This window comes from Thalassospira indica (assembly GCF_003403095.1).
Classification (GTDB): domain Bacteria; phylum Pseudomonadota; class Alphaproteobacteria; order Rhodospirillales; family Thalassospiraceae; genus Thalassospira; species Thalassospira indica.
The window spans coordinates 2,992,501-3,009,006 of sequence record NZ_CP031555.1; the positions used below are offsets into that span (position 1 = coordinate 2,992,501).

General features: G+C 55.0%; 11 protein-coding genes (1 of these 11 only partly in view). 8 read left to right on the forward strand and 3 right to left on the reverse strand.

Features of this window, described 5'->3' with window-relative positions; genetic code table 11:
* On the reverse strand, window positions 1-976 hold the 5' portion of the coding sequence (locus DY252_RS14160) for an SPOR domain-containing protein (protein WP_165374909.1). Its footprint begins 77 nt before the window's first position; the window shows 976 of its 1,053 coding nt (coding positions 1-976); it begins with the start codon at window positions 974-976; the stop codon falls past the left edge of the window.
* A gap of 638 nt (window positions 977-1,614) precedes the next feature.
* Here DY252_RS14160 and DY252_RS14165 point away from each other — a divergent pair.
* Window positions 1,615-3,933 (forward strand): methyl-accepting chemotaxis protein, encoded by a 2,319-nt coding sequence (locus DY252_RS14165; RefSeq protein ID WP_231959835.1) that lies wholly within the window; start codon window positions 1,615-1,617, stop codon window positions 3,931-3,933.
* 83 nt (window positions 3,934-4,016) lie between these two features.
* On the opposite strand, the gene pepN is transcribed toward DY252_RS14165, so the two are convergent.
* Window positions 4,017-6,656, reverse strand: coding sequence for an aminopeptidase N (gene pepN, locus DY252_RS14170; RefSeq protein ID WP_064790806.1), 2,640 nt, complete (start codon window positions 6,654-6,656; stop codon window positions 4,017-4,019).
* Window positions 6,657-7,088: 432 nt separating this feature from the next.
* On the opposite strand from pepN, the gene DY252_RS14175 reads away from it, so the two are divergent.
* From DY252_RS14175 to DY252_RS14205, 7 genes are all read left to right on the forward strand, one after another.
* Window positions 7,089-7,760, forward strand: a complete 672-nt coding sequence (locus DY252_RS14175; protein WP_064790807.1) for a response regulator — start codon at window positions 7,089-7,091, stop codon at window positions 7,758-7,760.
* 132 nt (window positions 7,761-7,892) lie between these two features.
* Window positions 7,893-9,134 carry an AI-2E family transporter gene (locus DY252_RS14180; RefSeq protein ID WP_231959836.1) on the forward strand — a complete coding sequence of 414 codons (1,242 nt, stop codon included), beginning with the start codon at window positions 7,893-7,895 and terminating at the stop codon, window positions 9,132-9,134.
* Window positions 9,135-9,196: 62 nt separating this feature from the next.
* Window positions 9,197-10,024, forward strand: a complete 828-nt coding sequence (locus DY252_RS14185; protein ID WP_064790808.1) for an AraC family transcriptional regulator — start codon at window positions 9,197-9,199, stop codon at window positions 10,022-10,024.
* A gap of 89 nt (window positions 10,025-10,113) precedes the next feature.
* A complete protein-coding gene (locus DY252_RS14190) occupies window positions 10,114-10,728 on the forward strand; it encodes a LysE family translocator (RefSeq protein ID WP_129542738.1) in 615 nt (204 codons plus the stop codon).
* 96 nt (window positions 10,729-10,824) lie between these two features.
* Entirely contained in the window at window positions 10,825-11,127 is a 303-nt protein-coding gene (locus DY252_RS14195) for a type II toxin-antitoxin system HigB family toxin (RefSeq protein WP_064790809.1), read from the forward strand.
* 24 nt (window positions 11,128-11,151) lie between these two features.
* Window positions 11,152-11,532 carry a helix-turn-helix domain-containing protein gene (locus tag DY252_RS14200; protein ID WP_064790810.1) on the forward strand — a complete coding sequence of 127 codons (381 nt, stop codon included), beginning with the start codon at window positions 11,152-11,154 and terminating at the stop codon, window positions 11,530-11,532.
* A gap of 361 nt (window positions 11,533-11,893) precedes the next feature.
* Window positions 11,894-12,409, forward strand: coding sequence for a hypothetical protein (locus tag DY252_RS14205; RefSeq protein ID WP_129542739.1), 516 nt, complete (start codon window positions 11,894-11,896; stop codon window positions 12,407-12,409).
* Between the two features lie 4 nt (window positions 12,410-12,413).
* On the opposite strand, the gene DY252_RS14210 is transcribed toward DY252_RS14205, so the two are convergent.
* Complete coding sequence (locus tag DY252_RS14210) at window positions 12,414-16,382, reverse strand: hybrid sensor histidine kinase/response regulator (RefSeq protein WP_064790812.1); 3,969 nt, start codon at window positions 16,380-16,382, stop codon at window positions 12,414-12,416.
* Window positions 16,383-16,506: the final 124 nt, after the last annotated feature.

The following is a 16,506-nucleotide window of genomic DNA, read 5'->3' on the forward strand; positions in this document are numbered from 1 at the left end:
CATCATCGCGAGCTGCTGCAAGGTTGGCATAGGACCCGATCCGGACATAGTACCAAGCCCCTTCGTCCTCAGGCCCGCGCACGACAACGGCGACTTCAAGTCCCTTGCCGCGCAGTTCCTCGGCACGCTGGCTGGCATTTTCATGCACCTTGAAGGCACCAACCTGAACCGAGAAAGGCTTGCTGGCATCTGACGCCGAGGCTGCAGGTGCTGGTTCCGGCGTGGTTTCGGCGGTTTCAGCGGCCGGTTCGGATGCCTCTGGCGCGGGTGCCTGTTCAGTAGTTGTCGCCGTTTCGGTCGCAGCACTGTCTTGCGCGTCTTCAACTGCCGGGGCTTCTGGTGCGGCTGGCGCATCGGTGTCGCCGGTTACGTCGCGGATTTCCGGGGCCGCAATCGCCTGATCTTCTGATCCTGTGGCTTCTGCGGCTTCTTCGGTTTCAGCCACATTCGATGCGGCTTCGCTCTCGGTCGTGGCATCATCCGAAAGTGCCTCGGTACGCTGCGCGATCAGATCACCAACCGGGTCTTCGCTATCGGCGCTGATTTCCGGTGCAGGTGTTGTTGCTGTCGGCTCGGTTGCCTCAGGCGTGGCATCGGGAATTTCGGTTGGTTCTTCCGGGGCGGAGGCCAGCATTTCGACCTGCGGCTGTTCTGTCTGGGTGGTGCGCGCACCGTCTTCAGAATCCATGAACAAGCCTGCGCCGACCAGCATTCCGGCAAAGAACAAGACAAGGCCGAGCATGCCTGCGCCTGTGACCAGGCCAAGAAGGGTTTTGCGATCCATATCCGCTATCCGTGCATTAAGGTTTTGCCGATCACCGGAGCGTTCTGCCCCACGTGCGCTGCCATCACCGTGCCCGTCCCGGCCATATATAAAGGCCGGAAGCGGTGCATCCTTTTGCCCTGCATCCGGATCAGTCTGCGGTTCCGGGGTTGCGCGCAAATCGGGTTTGTTGGTGTTGTCTTCGCCAGCCATGGACTTGGCCATCCTTCACGACATCAAAGTTACCCTGCTTTTGTAACCAACAGCACCTTTATAAAACGCTAAAGCCGTGCACGGATGCAACCAGGCAGCGTGCCAAAGATCGATATGGGTCAATGTGTTTTGGATAAAAAAAGGGGGACTGGTATGAATTCCGGCATTGTCCCGCACAATGATCCGGATACCAGCCCCCTCGAGTGAGAGAGATCGACCTTCGGGGAGAGAGAGTCCCGAAGATAGAAGCCATCAGGCACGCCATGTAGGCCCGATGGCCGGTCACAAACGACGTTGTCGTCTGCATTTGACAAACACAGTCATAGAGCATCGTTTTTGCAATTGCAAACGATTATCACACACATTCGCAGAAAAAATTTCAATGTGTCGAAATCGCGCTCGTAAATCGGGGCTAAGCCCCCCAACCAAAACGAGAAATTCCAGATTTCGGACCGCTTCAAACCGGCTGTGTGCCGCAGCAACCCTATGGAAATCGATAAATAAGGGATTGTGTTCCAAACCAAGCTCTGCTTGGATCAGAACAACTACTCTTGAGAAGTAGAGGTGTGAGCGGGAGAGACGCGAGCCAATATGACCAAAGACAAAAAATAAACTTGGTTTGCTCTGGAGTGACAAAAATGACGGGAGACAAGGCCGCGAAGACGGCTATTGCAGGAGGTGCTACCAGCCTTCTGACGTTACGGCGGATTTTGCTCGTAACCGGGTTACTGGTTTCAGGTGCAGTGACATGGATGCTTCTTTGGACCGGTGATACCTATCGCAACTTTGCGATTGAAACACTGAACAACTCGGTCAGTGGTACAGTCAATTTCTTTGTCGGATCGCGTATTGCCACCGACTATGCCGACAAAATTACCCCCATTGCCAATGAATGGTCGCGGCTTGGCAGCCTGGTCAAAAGTTATCAGGAAAATGACCAGACGCGCATGCAAGCCGAACTCAACATCCTTTCGAACGCACGCGAAGTGGTTCAGGGCGATGTGAACCTGATTGCGGCGATTTCCTATGATCAGGAATTCAATCAACTGGCGACGTCCGAAGCCAATCTTGGCGCCAGCGTCACTGATGATCCGGACGTCAAAGCCTATTTGATCGGTCGCGACAAGGCCGAAGCCCGCAAACCGGCAAGCTTTATGTGGGCAACCCCGGACGGGCGTCCGGTCTTTAGCCTGATCCTGCCAGTTGGCGGGTTCCGTGCTGTTGGCTTCCTTGAAGTCATCACCGATCCCCTGCCCCAGCTGGCCGGTATTGGCAAGGTTCTTGGCGGCAACTTCCAGATTCTTGATAATTCCGGCAACGTGCTGTTTGAAAGCCTTGAAGCCCCGGCTGAGGCAGAAGCCGAAGCTGCCCCGCCAGCAGAGGGCGATGCCGCCACCGAAAATGGCGGAGATGCAGCGCCAGAAGCCAGCAATGATGCACCTGAGGCCGAAACGGCCAAAGCAGGTGATACGACGCACCGTGCGGCAGTGGAGGTTATGATCAGTGATGGTCGTGGCGGCGTCTGGGCCGAGGCCCGGTTTGATCGCGACGTGTCTGATTTCTATGCCCAGACAGATAGCCTTCGCCTGCTGTCGATCGAAATCCTTGTCGGTGTGCTTCTGGCGGCCTGGATTGTTGGCTGGATCCTGTTGCGCACCACGGTTCTGCGCAATCTGCGCGCCTTTGCCGGTGCGATGACGTCAATTTCGAACGGGGACACCAACGTCAATCTGCCCAATGTCGGCAATGACGAAATCGGCGAGATGAAAAAGGCATTGATTGCCTTGCGTGAATCGGTGCGTCAGGCCTTGATTCTGCAAAACATGGTCGAAAATACCCCGACCATGACCGCAATGATCCTGCCTGATGGCAAGCTGAGCTACCTTAACGCCAGTGCGCAAGACTATCTTGGCGGGACAACGGCAACGATTTCGGGTGATTTCCTTAACCTCGGATCGGACTTCCAGGCCAAGCTTGCCAATCCGAACAATCTGCCCTTTACCGAGATCATCCAGACCGACCGTGGCTATCTTGATATCCTTGCCGCCCCGGTCCGCGACAAGGACAATGTCCTTCTGGGCACCATGCTGGCCTGGAATGACGTGTCCGAGCGTGAGGAAAGCAAAATCGCGGTCACCGAACTGATGGCCGAGGTTGCCCGTGTGGCCCAATCCGTGACCGAACAGTCCGAAGGGTTGCTGAGCCTTGCCAGTGAACTGACAAACCAGTCGGAAAACACAGTGCAGCAATCGGGCGGTGCGCTGGATGTCTCGCGCGAGGCGGCATCAAATACCCGCAATGTTGCAACCGCGGTTGAGGAACTTTCATCCTCGATCGCCGAAATTAACCGTCAGGCAACCGAGGCTTCCACCGTGACTGGACGGGCACGTGAAGAAGCCGAGGAAAGCCAGCGCAATATCGGATCGCTTGAAAAGGCCAGTTCCGAGATCGGATCGATCATTGATCTGATCAACGACATTGCGCACCGCACCAAGCTTTTGTCGCTTAATGCAACGATTGAAGCCGAACGTGCCGGTGAACTTGGCAAGGGCTTTGCGGTGGTTGCCAACGAGGTCAAATCGCTTGCCGATCAAACCGCGAGTGCAACCGGCCAGATTGGTGACCTGACGGCAGCCATTCAGGAAGAAGTGCAAAAGGCCGCCCATTCGATCAGCACGGTTGGCGAAGTTATTCATCAGGTCAACGACATCCAGTCGACCATCACCCAATCGGTTGATGAACAACGCCGTGCCACAGGTGAGATTTCCGAAAACGTTCAACGCATCGCCGCCGGTGCGGGATCGATGGACGAAATGATCACGTTTGTGAATGACGGCGCACAAAGCACCGGGCGCAGCGCGCATGATCTGAACACCGCCAGCCATAACCTTTCGGAAGTGGCGCGCAACCTGTCAGAGAAAATGCGCGAATTCAGCGAGCGGATGAAGCTGACCTGATCGGCTTTGTGATATTTTCCAACGCAAAGGGCGGCACCCGCAAGGTGCCGCCCTTTGTCATTTCACCAGATATGGTCGCGTGATCAGCTTGCCGCGGATTTCGAGGCGATTTCATACAAATCGCGCGAGATTTCCGGCTTGGCGAGGATACGGTTGAGTTCGGCCTTCATCTTGTCCGCACGATCCGCATCGTATTTTGCCCATTTGCCAAGCGGGGCGCACAGGCGTGCGGCAACCTGCGGGTTGATGTCATCAAGCTCGATCAGGCGATCGGCATAAAACGCATAGCCCGAACCATCCTTGGCATGGAAATGACGCGGATTGCCCATGGCGAACGCCCCGATCAGCGCACGCACCTTGTTGGGATTGCGCATGGTAAAGGCTGGGTGGCTCATCAGATCCTTGATGCGCGCCAAGGTATCATCACGCGATGACATCGCCTGCAAGGAGAACCATTTATCGAGAACGACACCGTCATTGGCAAAGCGTTCCTCGAAATCGGCCAATGCGGTTTCACGGCCCGGATGATCAAGGTTATTAAGCACCGACAGGGCGGCCATCTGATCGGTCATGTTATCAGCCGTGCCATATTGCGCGACCGCCACGTCGGCAAATTCATCCTCCCCGCTTGCCACCAGATAGGCCAACGCGGTTGCCCGCAAGGCACGCTGCCCCGCCGACGTCGCATCCGGGGTAAAGGCCGCGTTTGAGGCATTCTGGTGATAGGTGTTGGCGAAATCATCGGAAAGCGCCTGGCCAATGCGTTTGCGCAAGGCCGTGCGCACCTGATAGATCGCCTCGGGATTGGCGGGCTTGCGTTGTTCGGACAGGAACGCCTCGCCCGGCAGGACAAGCGCATCGGCACGGAACGCCTTATCAAGATCATCATTGGTAAGTGTCGCGCGCATCGCGGCAATGAAGGCATCAACGCGGGCCTGTTCATCGGCAAAGGCCGCCTCGACATCGCCGCCATTCGCCTCATAGGCGGCAATGGCAGACAACATCAAACGGGTTGCGTATTTCTGCCCGGCTTCCCAACGATTGAACGCATCGCTGTCATTGCCCATCAGGAAGACAAGTTCGTCATCCGGCTGATCGGTGGTGATGTTCACGGGTGCGGAGAATCCCCGGTTAAAGGACAGCACCGGCGCCTCAGTCACACCATCAAAGATGAATTCCTGGCTGGCTTCCGTCAGTTCCACCGTTTTGGCGACCAGATCAGAACCATCCGCACCCAGAAGCCCGATTGAAATCGGCATGTGCAACGGTTGCTTGTCCGGCTGTCCCGGGGTCGGGTCGGTTTTCTGCGAAATGGTCAGACGGTATTGTTTGGCATCCGCGTCATAGTCGCCCTGCCAGCTGAGTTTTGGTGTTCCGGCCTGTGAATACCAGAGTTTGAGCTGGCTGAAATCGATGCCGTTGGCGTCTTCCATCGCCTTGGCAAAATCATCACAGGTCACCGCCTGCCCGTCATGGCGATCAAAGTAAAGGTCAATACCCTTGCGATAGCCATCCGGGCCAAGCAACGTGTGCATCATGCGGATCAGTTCCGCGCCCTTTTCATAGACCGTGGCGGTATAGAAATTGTTGATTTCCATATAGCTGTCCGGGCGTACCGGATGGGCCAGCGGGCCGGCGTCCTCGGGGAACTGGGCAGCGCGGAGCGCATTGACATCCTTGATCCGCTGCACCGGGCGGGAACGCTGATCGGCCGAGAATTCCTGATCACGGAATACGGTCAGACCTTCCTTGAGCGACAGCTGGAACCAGTCGCGACAGGTGACGCGGTTGCCCGACCAGTTATGGAAATATTCGTGTGCAACGATGGATTCGATGCGTTCATAATCGCCATCGGTCGCGGTATCCGGGCGGGCCAGAACGAATTTGGCGTTAAACACATTGAGGCTTTTGTTTTCCATCGCGCCCATATTGAAGTCCGAAACGGCAACGATGTTAAACAGGTCCAGATCGTATTCGAGGCCATAGACCTCCTCGTCCCACTTCATTGACCGTTTCAGGCTGTCCATCGCATAATCGCAGCGATCCTCATTGCCGTGCTCGACAAAGATGCGCAGCGCCACATCACGGCCCGACATGGTTTTGAAACTGTCTTCGACACAGGCCAGATCACCGGCAACCAGCGCAAACAGGTAGGATGGTTTCGGGAACGGATCTTCCCACACGGCAAAATGACGGCCGTCGTCAAGATCACCACTGTCGATCAGATTGCCGTTCGAAAGCAAAACCGGGCAGCTTTCCTTATTCGCATTAATCGTGACCTTATAGGTCGCCATGACGTCCGGACGATCCGGGAAATAGGTGATGCGCCGAAATCCCTCGGCCTCGCACTGGGTGCAAAACGCGCTTTGCGAAACATAAAGTCCTTCAAGCCGGGTGTTGTTGGCTGGCGAAATCTGGGTTTCAAGTTCGGCAATGAAGTTTTGCCCCGGTGCCTTAAAGCGCAGGCCTTCCTGATCAACCGTGAAATCGCTGGACGCCAGGCGGGTTTCATTGAGGGTGACGGAAAGAAGCTTCATATCCTCGCCATGGAGGAAAACCTTGTCCCCCTTTCCGGTACCGCGCACAGGATTCGCAGCCATAAACAGGCGCGATTTGACATTTGTCACGTCACGATCAAGGTCAAAAACCAGTTCGACCTTTTCGACAATAAAGTCAGGTTCCTTATAGTCTTCGCGACGAATCTCTTGCGGCTGTTCAGACATTTAAGGGTCCTTTTTTCCTTGGGCTGCGCGGTTTTGGAACGGATTGTATAAAATCGCCAATTTCGCAATGCAGTGTGGTGTTTCAGAACTGAATTTCGGTCAGCGATAACACTGATAGGATAAATTTCATTTTTCCTCAAATGCGGAGTTTACGGCGCCGATTTTAATGGGCATACTCTCAAACGGTGGCGCGAGGGGGGCCAAAGTTTCACATTTCGTGGGGCGAGAGTGATCTTTGGTTTCCCTCAACCTTTCTGCCGGTTTTCCAGACAAAACACCTTCTCATGCAGATCGGCGTCCACCGGGTCGCACCCTACCAAAATCAAAAATATCCCATCCTTTTCTCACCTAATAATTTGTGAGTTCCGCTTGAACGGGATAGAATAATTGCGACCAGTCGGGGAATGATAACTTTCAGGGGAAAAATCGCCAATGTCCGAAACGTTCCAGGTTCTGATCGCCGATGACCATCCGCTTGTGCGCGGAGCCCTCAAACAGGCGTTAAGCTCGGAACTGGAAAACGTATCGGTCCTTGAAGCCGGCAGCCTGTATGAAGCCATCGATCAGATCGAAGCCCACAAAGGTGATATCGATCTTGTCCTGCTTGATCTTCATATGCCCGGCATGAACGGCTTTACCGGACTGTTTACCCTGCGTGCATCCTATCCCGACATTCCGGTTTCCATCGTTTCCGCCAGTCAGGAACTGCCCGTTGTGCGCCGTTCCATTGAATATGGCGCCTCGGCCTTTGTCCCGAAATCAGCCCCGGTCGATCAGATCGGCCTTGCGGTCAAAACCGTTCTGGATGGTGGCATGTGGATGCCCGACTGGGCACGCGAGGCCATGGAAAACGGCCCGACCGACGACGAAGCCACCGGATTGGCCGAAAAGATCGGCCAGCTTACCCCGCAGCAGCTGCGTGTTCTCAACATGCTGACCGAAGGCAAGCTCAATAAGCAAATCGCCTATGAGCTTGATGTCACCGAAGCGACGGTCAAGGCCCATGTATCGGCCATCCTGCGCAAGCTTTCGGTCCATAGCCGGACACAGGCCGTTATCATCGCACGCGAATTGCAGTTGCAGGAACCGGCAATCGAGGCCTGATTGGTCGAATTTGGCTAAATCCACCTTGGGGTTTCAGCCCGCGGAACTTCCCCGTCGCTCAGCCGTTTAATCCATACATCCAGATAAAAACACGTTTGCAGGCGGTTGCCCTGCCCTGTCGGGAGTCCTTGTATGTCGGCCAGATGCGGCGCGCATTCGCCAGAAACACCTGAAGCCTCCGAAACATCGGACGCCAATCCGCCCGCCAATGGCACAGCGGCAGAAACGGATGCGACCGTTCCCAGTGATGCGGAACGCCGCACCAATGCGCGTGCGCGGGTGTACCGCCGGGCGCGGACGATTTCGGTGATCGGCACATTTGTGGTTTTGGCGCTAGGCTGTCTTTACGTCGCGCAAAGTCTTTTGCTGCCGGTTGTTCTGGCGTTTTTGCTGTCGCTTGTGTTTTCGCCGGTTGTCCGCACCTTTGCGAAATTTTACATCCCCAATGCCGTGACGGCCTTTGCAATTGTTCTGACACTCAGCGCGACTGTGATTGCCGGGATTTATGGTCTGAGTGGCCCGGTATCGGGCTGGATCGATGAAGCGCCAAATATCGAACGCCAATTGCGTCTGCGCCTTGCCGATCTAAGCGAACCGCTTGATAAACTCCGCGAAGCCCAAAAGCAGGTATCCGAGGCCACCGATCAGAATAATGGCGATGAAGACGTTCAAAGGGTCGTGGTTGCCGAACCCAACCTGATCAGTCAGGCCGCCCAAGGTGCACCTGATATTCTGGCGGGCATTGCGCTGATGCTTGTTTTGTTGCTGTTCATCCTGTCGGGGGGTGATCGGATTTATCAGAAACTGATCCGCTCGCTTCCGACCTTTGGTGACCGACGCAAGGGATTGCGGATCGCCCATGACGTGGAACGCGAAGTTTCGCGCTATCTCGCAACCATTACTGCGATCAACATCTTGCTTGGCATTGTGATCGGGACGCTGATGGCGATTATCGGACTGCCCAACCCTATTCTTTGGGGGATCGCGGCGGCGGTGCTGAACTATGTACCGATCCTTGGTGCAATGACCGGTGTGGTGATTGTTGGCGTGGTGTCGCTTGTGTCGATGCAAACAACCGGACAGGCCCTGATTGCACCGGCACTTTATCTGGCCTGCACGGTGATTGAGGGACAATTGATCACCCCGATGCTTGTCGGCAGCCGGCTTAAAATCAATTCGGTCGCGATTGTACTTGCCATTGCACTGTGGGGCTGGCTTTGGGGCTTTGTCGGCATTCTGGTTGCCGTCCCGCTTCTGATCGTTGCCAGCGTCATTTCCAATCACGTCGAAGGCCTGGGCGGGCTTCGCGAACTGCTGGGCCCGCATGCAGCCAGTAACACGCCCGACCGCACCATTCCGGCAAACAGCAAGTAGCGTTATCAGCCACCACACCCTACGCCATTGCCAAAATCTTCAAACACTGCCAGTTTTGTGCGATGAACAAGGTCGAAATCATTGCCCATGATTGTCTGGGTGTGGAAGCCGTCATGGCCGAAACACGCCATTCCTTTGCCAAACACACCCACGAGGCGTTTGGCATTGGCTTCATGTATGCGGGTGCGCAAAAATCGGCCTCCGGGCGCGGCATGGTCGAGGCCGGGGCTGGCAACATCATCACAGTCAATCCGCGCGAAGTGCATGATGGCCACCCAATCGGCGAAGGCCCGCGCGGCTGGAATATGCTGTATTTCGACCCGGCCCTGATTGCGCGCGCCGCAAGTGACCTTTCCGAAACGGCCACCGACCAATATGAATTCACGCAGCCCGTGATGGATCGCCCCGATGTTCGGCACTGCTTTGGGGCATTATTCGATGCCATCACCAACGGTTTGGAAGAAAGTGCAAAGCTCCGGCGCGAAGAAATGCTGCTGCTTATGCTCCACCACGCCATGATTGCACCGGGCGAACCAGCGTCGAAATCAAACGCGCGCACTGCTGTTGCCCATGCCCGGATCAAACGCGCCAAGGCGTTGCTCGATGACAGCCCGACACACAGCCACAGCCTTGATGACCTCGCCGACGCAACGGGCTTGAGCAAATTTCAGACGCTCCGCGATTTCACCCGTGCGACGGGCCTCACCCCGCATGCCTATCTGATCCAGCGGCGGATTGATCTGGCGCGCGCGATGATAAAATCCGGCGAAACCCTTGCCGATATCGCAAGCAATGCGGGCTTTGCCGATCAAAGCCACCTCAACCGTCATTTTGTTCGTGCCTTCGGCCTGACACCGGGCCGCTATGCCCTCGCCGTTCGCGGAAACTGAGCAATCCTCATATCCTGCAATTCCGTTCAAGAATGCTTGGCTCGCCATCCGTAGATTGATCGCAACGCAGTCAAACAAACGGATGCAAAATGATCAGTCTCGATTTCCTGATAACCTCCCTTATCATCGTCGTCTTGCCCGGTACGGGCGTGATCTATACCCTGGCACTTGGACTGGGGCGCGGCATGAAAGCCAGCATCTGGGCGGCACTCGGCTGCACGCTTGGCATCGTCCCGCATATGACCGCCAGCATCCTCGGCCTCGCCGCCCTGCTCCATGCCAGCGCGCTCGCCTTTGAAATCGTTCGCTATCTTGGTGTGGCGTGGTTGCTGTATATGGCCTGGGGCATGTGGCATGGGACCGGCGCGATGAAAGTCACCGCCAATGAAACCACCAGCGGCGTGCTTAAAATCATCCGCGATGGCATATTGCTCAACCTACTGAACCCCAAACTGTCGCTCTTCTTCCTCGCCTTCCTGCCGCAATTTGTTAGCGCTAACACGCCCAATACAACGCTGGAAATGGCCCTGCTCGGCCTGATCTTTATGGCGATGACATTTGCTGTGTTTGTGGTTTATGGATGTTTTGCAGGCGCCCTTCGCAGCCACATCATCGAACGCCCAAAGGTCATGGCTTGGATCGGCAAAAGCTTTGCGGGGGCCTTTGTTCTGATGGGACTGAAACTTATGCTAACAGAACGATAGGATCCTCGCGCAAGAGAATAGCGTTGTTCCATTTTTTGGAACATGCTATCCTCCGTCAAATCGAAATATTGAAACATGCTAAGACAAGGACGCTAAATGCGCATCATTGCCCGAAAGGTGCTTGTCGATTTCTGGACCAAACACCCCGAAACCGAACAACCCTTGCGGGCTTGGTTTGATCGGACGCGTAAAGCGAACTGGCAAAACCATCAGGATGTTCTGGCTGTCTTTGGTACGGCAAAAAGCATCAATGCTGAACGGATCAGGTTTAAAATCCATGGCAATGACTATCGCCTGATTGTTGCCTTTCGCTATGACGTTCAGATCGCGTGGATCAAGTTTATTGGCACCCACGCCGATTACGACAAAATTGACGCCAAAACCGTCGACAAGTTCTGATCGGGTTGGGAAGGAGACCGAACAATGCAAACGACCTATGCCATCAAGCCCATCAAGACCGAAGTGGACTATGAAGCAGCGATGGAACAGCTTGAAGAGTTTTGGGATGCCAAACCCGGCACGCCAGAAGCCGATCAACTTGAAGTGCTTGGTATCCTGATTGACCAGTACGAAACGCAACAATTCCCGATTGCCGCCCCCGATGCCGTCGAAGCTGTGCTGTTTTACATGGAGCAAAACGGACTGGATCGCTCTGAACTTGGTAAACTGCTTGGCAGTCGTTCCCGCGCTTCAGAATTCCTCAATCATAAGACTAGTCTCTCCCTGACGCAGATCAGGAAACTGAATGAGGCTTGGAATATTCCAGCAGATATTTTAATCCAGCCGGTTCGGGAGAGTGCTTAAGACATTGAACCTATTTGGAAGGATACGAAGCAGATTCTACTTTAGATATCTGCCCAAACTTGTTGATTGGTTAGTTCACCTATCAAACTTCGAGGCTAGAAGACTAATCCCTAAGTCTCAGGCACATTCGATACTTATTGATAACTCTGTCCTCGGACACGGGATTACGCATGAGACAGGTTGGGTTTCAAATGGCACTGTGCTTTGGGGAAATACCGTTCCAGTCGATATAGGCTATGCAGCCCGTGTTCCTGTCCACAATAAGAGTGATCAAAGATCGGTCGCTAAATCCGTAAGGTTTCTGCCATGTATTGTTGATCTCGCAAAAAGCGGATCAATTACGCTGTACAGATCTTTCGAATTGCAAGACGAAACCATACCTCATCCAACAGGGAGATATTCTGGTTATGGACTTTTCGACCTGAGTTTATTTAAAGATGTTCCTCTCACCTTAATACCAGACTCATCGCACAGTTTGACTTTCGGTCTCCAACCTGGAACCGGGCCCACTGTAAAAGAACAAATATCATCAAGGCGGGTGGATATTCTCAGCTCTGATCCTCGTGCAAAAGAGCTTGAGAAGGCATTAGGTAAAAAAAACTCTCAAGATGCCATTCATATAGCCACTGCGGAACGGAATGGATTTTATTGCTTCATGACGATGGATTTCCGATTGATTGATGCCATTAAGTCACAATCCGGACACCCTGCAATCAAGAAGCTAAAAACCCGAATACTGTCTCCTGAAGAATATGCTCACCAATTCAAAATTAGGCCCGTGCACACGCGTATTTTTTCTTTTCACAATGCATCTTTTCCAGTGGCGCACTCGGAGAACTTGGAAAAATCAGAAAGGCAGTCGAAAGAAAGAAGATAGCCGATTACTCCGCCGCGTCACTCCCCAACCGGTTCAACGCACGTGTCATCAGCGCGCGCAATTTGGCTGGACGGAGCGGTTTGTTGAGCAGAGAGTAGCCTTGGGCGGCGATCAGATCGGCGGTCTCGGTTGAACGGTCGGCGGTGATGATGACGCCGGGGACGTTAACGCCGTGAACATCACGCAACCGGATCAGGACATCCAGGCCGGTCTGGCCGGAATCAAGGTGGTAATCGGCGAGAATGATGTCCGGTGCGAAGGGCGGTCTGCCATCGACGGTTTTGGTCAGGGTGTCTTCGGCGGCACGGCCCGACTGGGCGGTAACCACGACGCAATCCCAGTTTTCCAACATGGCGCGCATGCCATCAAGGATCGCCGGTTCGTTATCAAGGCAGAGCACCCGAAGCCCACCCAATTCGCCCGCCATGCGGCGTTTGGGTTTGGGCGTGGCGGCTGTGTCGGCAACCCCCAGCGGTACTTCGACCGAGAAGACCGTGCCGCGACCGGGGCGTGAACGCACCGAAACCGGATGGCCCAGCGATTTGCCAAGGCGGTCGACGATGGCAAGGCCAAGGCCAAGCCCCTTCACATCGGTGGTTTCCGGGCCTTCGAGACGATGGAATTCGCGGAAGATGATTTTCAGTTTGTCTTCGGGGATGCCCGGCCCGCTATCCCAGACTTCGAGTTTGAGCGTGTCACCACGCATGCGACAGCCGACCACCGCCCCGCCGGTGCGGGTATAGCGCATGGCGTTGGAAATGAAGTTTTGCAGGATACGCCGCAGCAAGCGACTGTCACTGCGCACCCACAGATCACGCTTATGGACCTTGAAGCTGAGCCCTGCATTTTCAGCAATCGGGCCGAATTCGGTTTCAAGCGCACCCAGCACATCATTGATCGCAAAGTCGCGAATGGTCGGTTGCATCGCGCCGGCGTCCAGCTTGCAGATATCAAGAAGTTCGTTGAGGAGTTCTTCAACCCCCTTAAGCGACAAATCGACCTTGCCGACCAGATCAAGCACGTCTTCGGCCAAACCCTGCTTGCCGCCAAGGGCCACGGTAAACAGGCGCGCGGCATTAAGCGGCTGAAGCAAGTCGTGGCTGGCCGCGGCAAAGAAGCGGGTTTTGGTATCGTTCGCCGTTTCGGCCTGCTCCTTGGCGTCTGAAAGCTCGGAATTGAGCACCTCAAGCGCATGCGTTCGTTCGGTCACGCGCGCCTCAAGGCCTTCGTTGGCTTCCTTAAGGGCCTGTTCGGCGATCTTGCGTTCGGTAATGTCGTGATAGATACAGAAATAACCCAGCACTTCGCCGGTTTCATCAAAGTGCGGAATATAGGTGCCTTCGGCATAGCGGCCTTCGCGCACGCCAAGGGTGGCGCGTTCGTCATTGCGGTTGCGGGTAATCGCCGGGAATTCGATTTCGAAGCTCTGGCGATAGCCTTGCAAAACCAGGTCAATCATCGGGGCGAGATGGACAAAGCGTTCCTCGCCCACCGCTTCGCGGACCGACATGCCGTGTGCCTCGACGCGCCGCAGGCCAAACATCCGTTCATACGGGCGGTTGGTAAAGCGCAGGCGCTGATTTTTATCGGCATAAGCAATCATCACCGGAATGTTGTCGGTATAGATCCTGATATTTCGTTCGCTGTCACGAAGGGCCTCTTCGGTGCGTACGCGTGCGGTGATATCAGCAATGGTGGCAACAAAGCCGCCATCAGGCATCGGGTTGGTACGCACTTCGAGCACCATGCCATCGGACCTTTTGCGCTCATAGGTATGTGGCAAACGGCGCATCTGCGGCGCGGCATTACGGCCGAGCAGAATATCGATATCCACCGCCCGGTTGCCATTTTCACGACAGATTTGAACAAGATCGGACAGCGGCAAAGTGACCTGAATGTCGCTGGTCGAAATGCCCAGCAAATCAATGAAACGGTGGTTCCAGGTCGCAAGCCTGAGGTTATGATCAAACACCCCGACGCCTTGCGAGATGTTTTCAAGCGTATTGAGCAACAGATCGCGGTTGAACTTGATGGCCTCGGATGCTTCATCGAGCAGTTCCATCGCATCGCGGCGCGACACGGCCTTGTCGGGCAGCAATAGCGCCATCACCACGCGCGACGATGCGGCCCCCACGGCACCAGACAGCAGATGCTCGGTAAAGTTCGCGGCATCGACATCGGCAAGATCGGATCGCTTGGTTTCGCCATCGCGCGATTGCAGATAATTGCGAAAGGCGCGCTGTGCCCAATGCTTGCCAAGGAACCTTGCCGCCAGATCTTCCAGATCGCCCAGCGTCACCCGGCCCGGCCAGGTATCGTTGCGCGCCTTGGTATCCTTGCGCCAGACATCGACAAAGACCTGTGCCTGACGGCGTTGGGTGACACCCTGAACCCCAACAGCGGAACCAACAAACATCAGAACAAAGTTCACCCCCAGTGACCAGACAACCCCATGGGTCAAATGATCCTGGATGCCCACACCCAAAAGCGCCTGCGGGTTCAGAATGCCAATCCCAAACGGACCGTCTGTCAGGATCGAGGATGGCAACAACCCGCCCTGCACAAATGTCGGCATCAAGAGCGTATAGGCCCAAAGTCCGAACCCAGAAATCAGACCAAGTCGCACCCCGGTACGGTTGATGTTTTTAAGGTAGATCGCGGCCAGAACAGCCGGGGCAAATTGCGCCATGGCCGCAAAGGACAGCATGCCAATATCGGCCAGCGCATAGTTTCCCGCCAGAAACCGATAAAACCCGTACGCCAAAAACAGAAGCCCGATAACCGCCGCACGGCGGATTTTCAAAAGCACCTGACTGACATCACCTGACATGCGTTTCTGGATGCGCTCTGAACGCAGCAAAAGCGGCATGACCAGATCATTACAAACCATCGTCGAGACCGCGACACAGGACACAATCACCATGCCGGTACTGGCCGACAAGCCGCCGACAAAGGCCACAACCGCCAGCCAGTCCTGCCCTCCAAGCAACGGCAAGGTCAGAACGAAGGTATCGGGATTGACCGTTGGATCGTCGCCAAACATGAACAGTCCGGCAATCGCAATCGGCACGACAAAGATGTTGATCGCAATCAGATAGGCCGGGAACAGCCAGCGTGCACTCGTCAGGTTGCGGCCATCATCATTTTCAACAAAGGTCACATGGAATTGTCGCGGCAGGCAGAAAATCGCAAAACCGGCCAGCATGGTTGCGATAAAGAAGTTCGAGGTCATCCACGTATCAGGGATGAACAACTCGCGAATGGTTGGGTCCGCAAGCGCCCGCCTGTTGATATCGGCAAAGCCGTCAAACATTCCGTAGACGACAAAGAACCCGACCATCAAAAGTGCCGCCAGCTTGATCAGGCTTTCAAACGCCACGGCAAGAATAAGGCCGTCATGGTGTTCGGATGAGTGGATATAGCGCACACCGAAAAGGATGGAGAACACCGCCATCAGGACGGTGACATAAAGTGCCGTATCCTTGGAAAAATGGCCCTCGGAATGGCGGACAACCTGTTGCCCCAGATCGCCGATCAAGACATCAAAGGACATCGACACGGCCTTGAGCTGCAGCGAAATATAGGCCAGCACCCCGACAACCGCGATCAGGGCAACAAGGGCGGCCAGACTTTGGCTTTTGCCATAGCGAGAGCCGAGAAAATCGGCAATTGAGGTGATGTTTTGTTTATGACAGACACGCGCGATCTTGGTCATGATGCCAAAACCGACAATCATCACCACAATCGGGCCGATATAGATCGGCAGAAACGCCCAGCCCCCTGTGGCCGCCGATCCGACGGAGCCAAAGAAGGTCCAGCTTGTGCAGTAAACTGCCAGTGACAGGGCATAGATGGTCGGCTTGAGCTTTGATGCACGCCATTTGTCGGCATATTTGTCGCCATAATGGGCTATGGCAAACAACAACCCGATATAGGTCATGGCAACAATAAAGATCAGTCCGCCCTGAATCATCCGCGCGTGGCCCTGTGTGTCATTCTGTAACCGGCCGCCATATTAGGCGGTTAAAACAATCTTGTGTCCGGGACTATACCACGGCGGCGTTATTGTCTAAAACGGCGCAAATCGATTTGAGAAT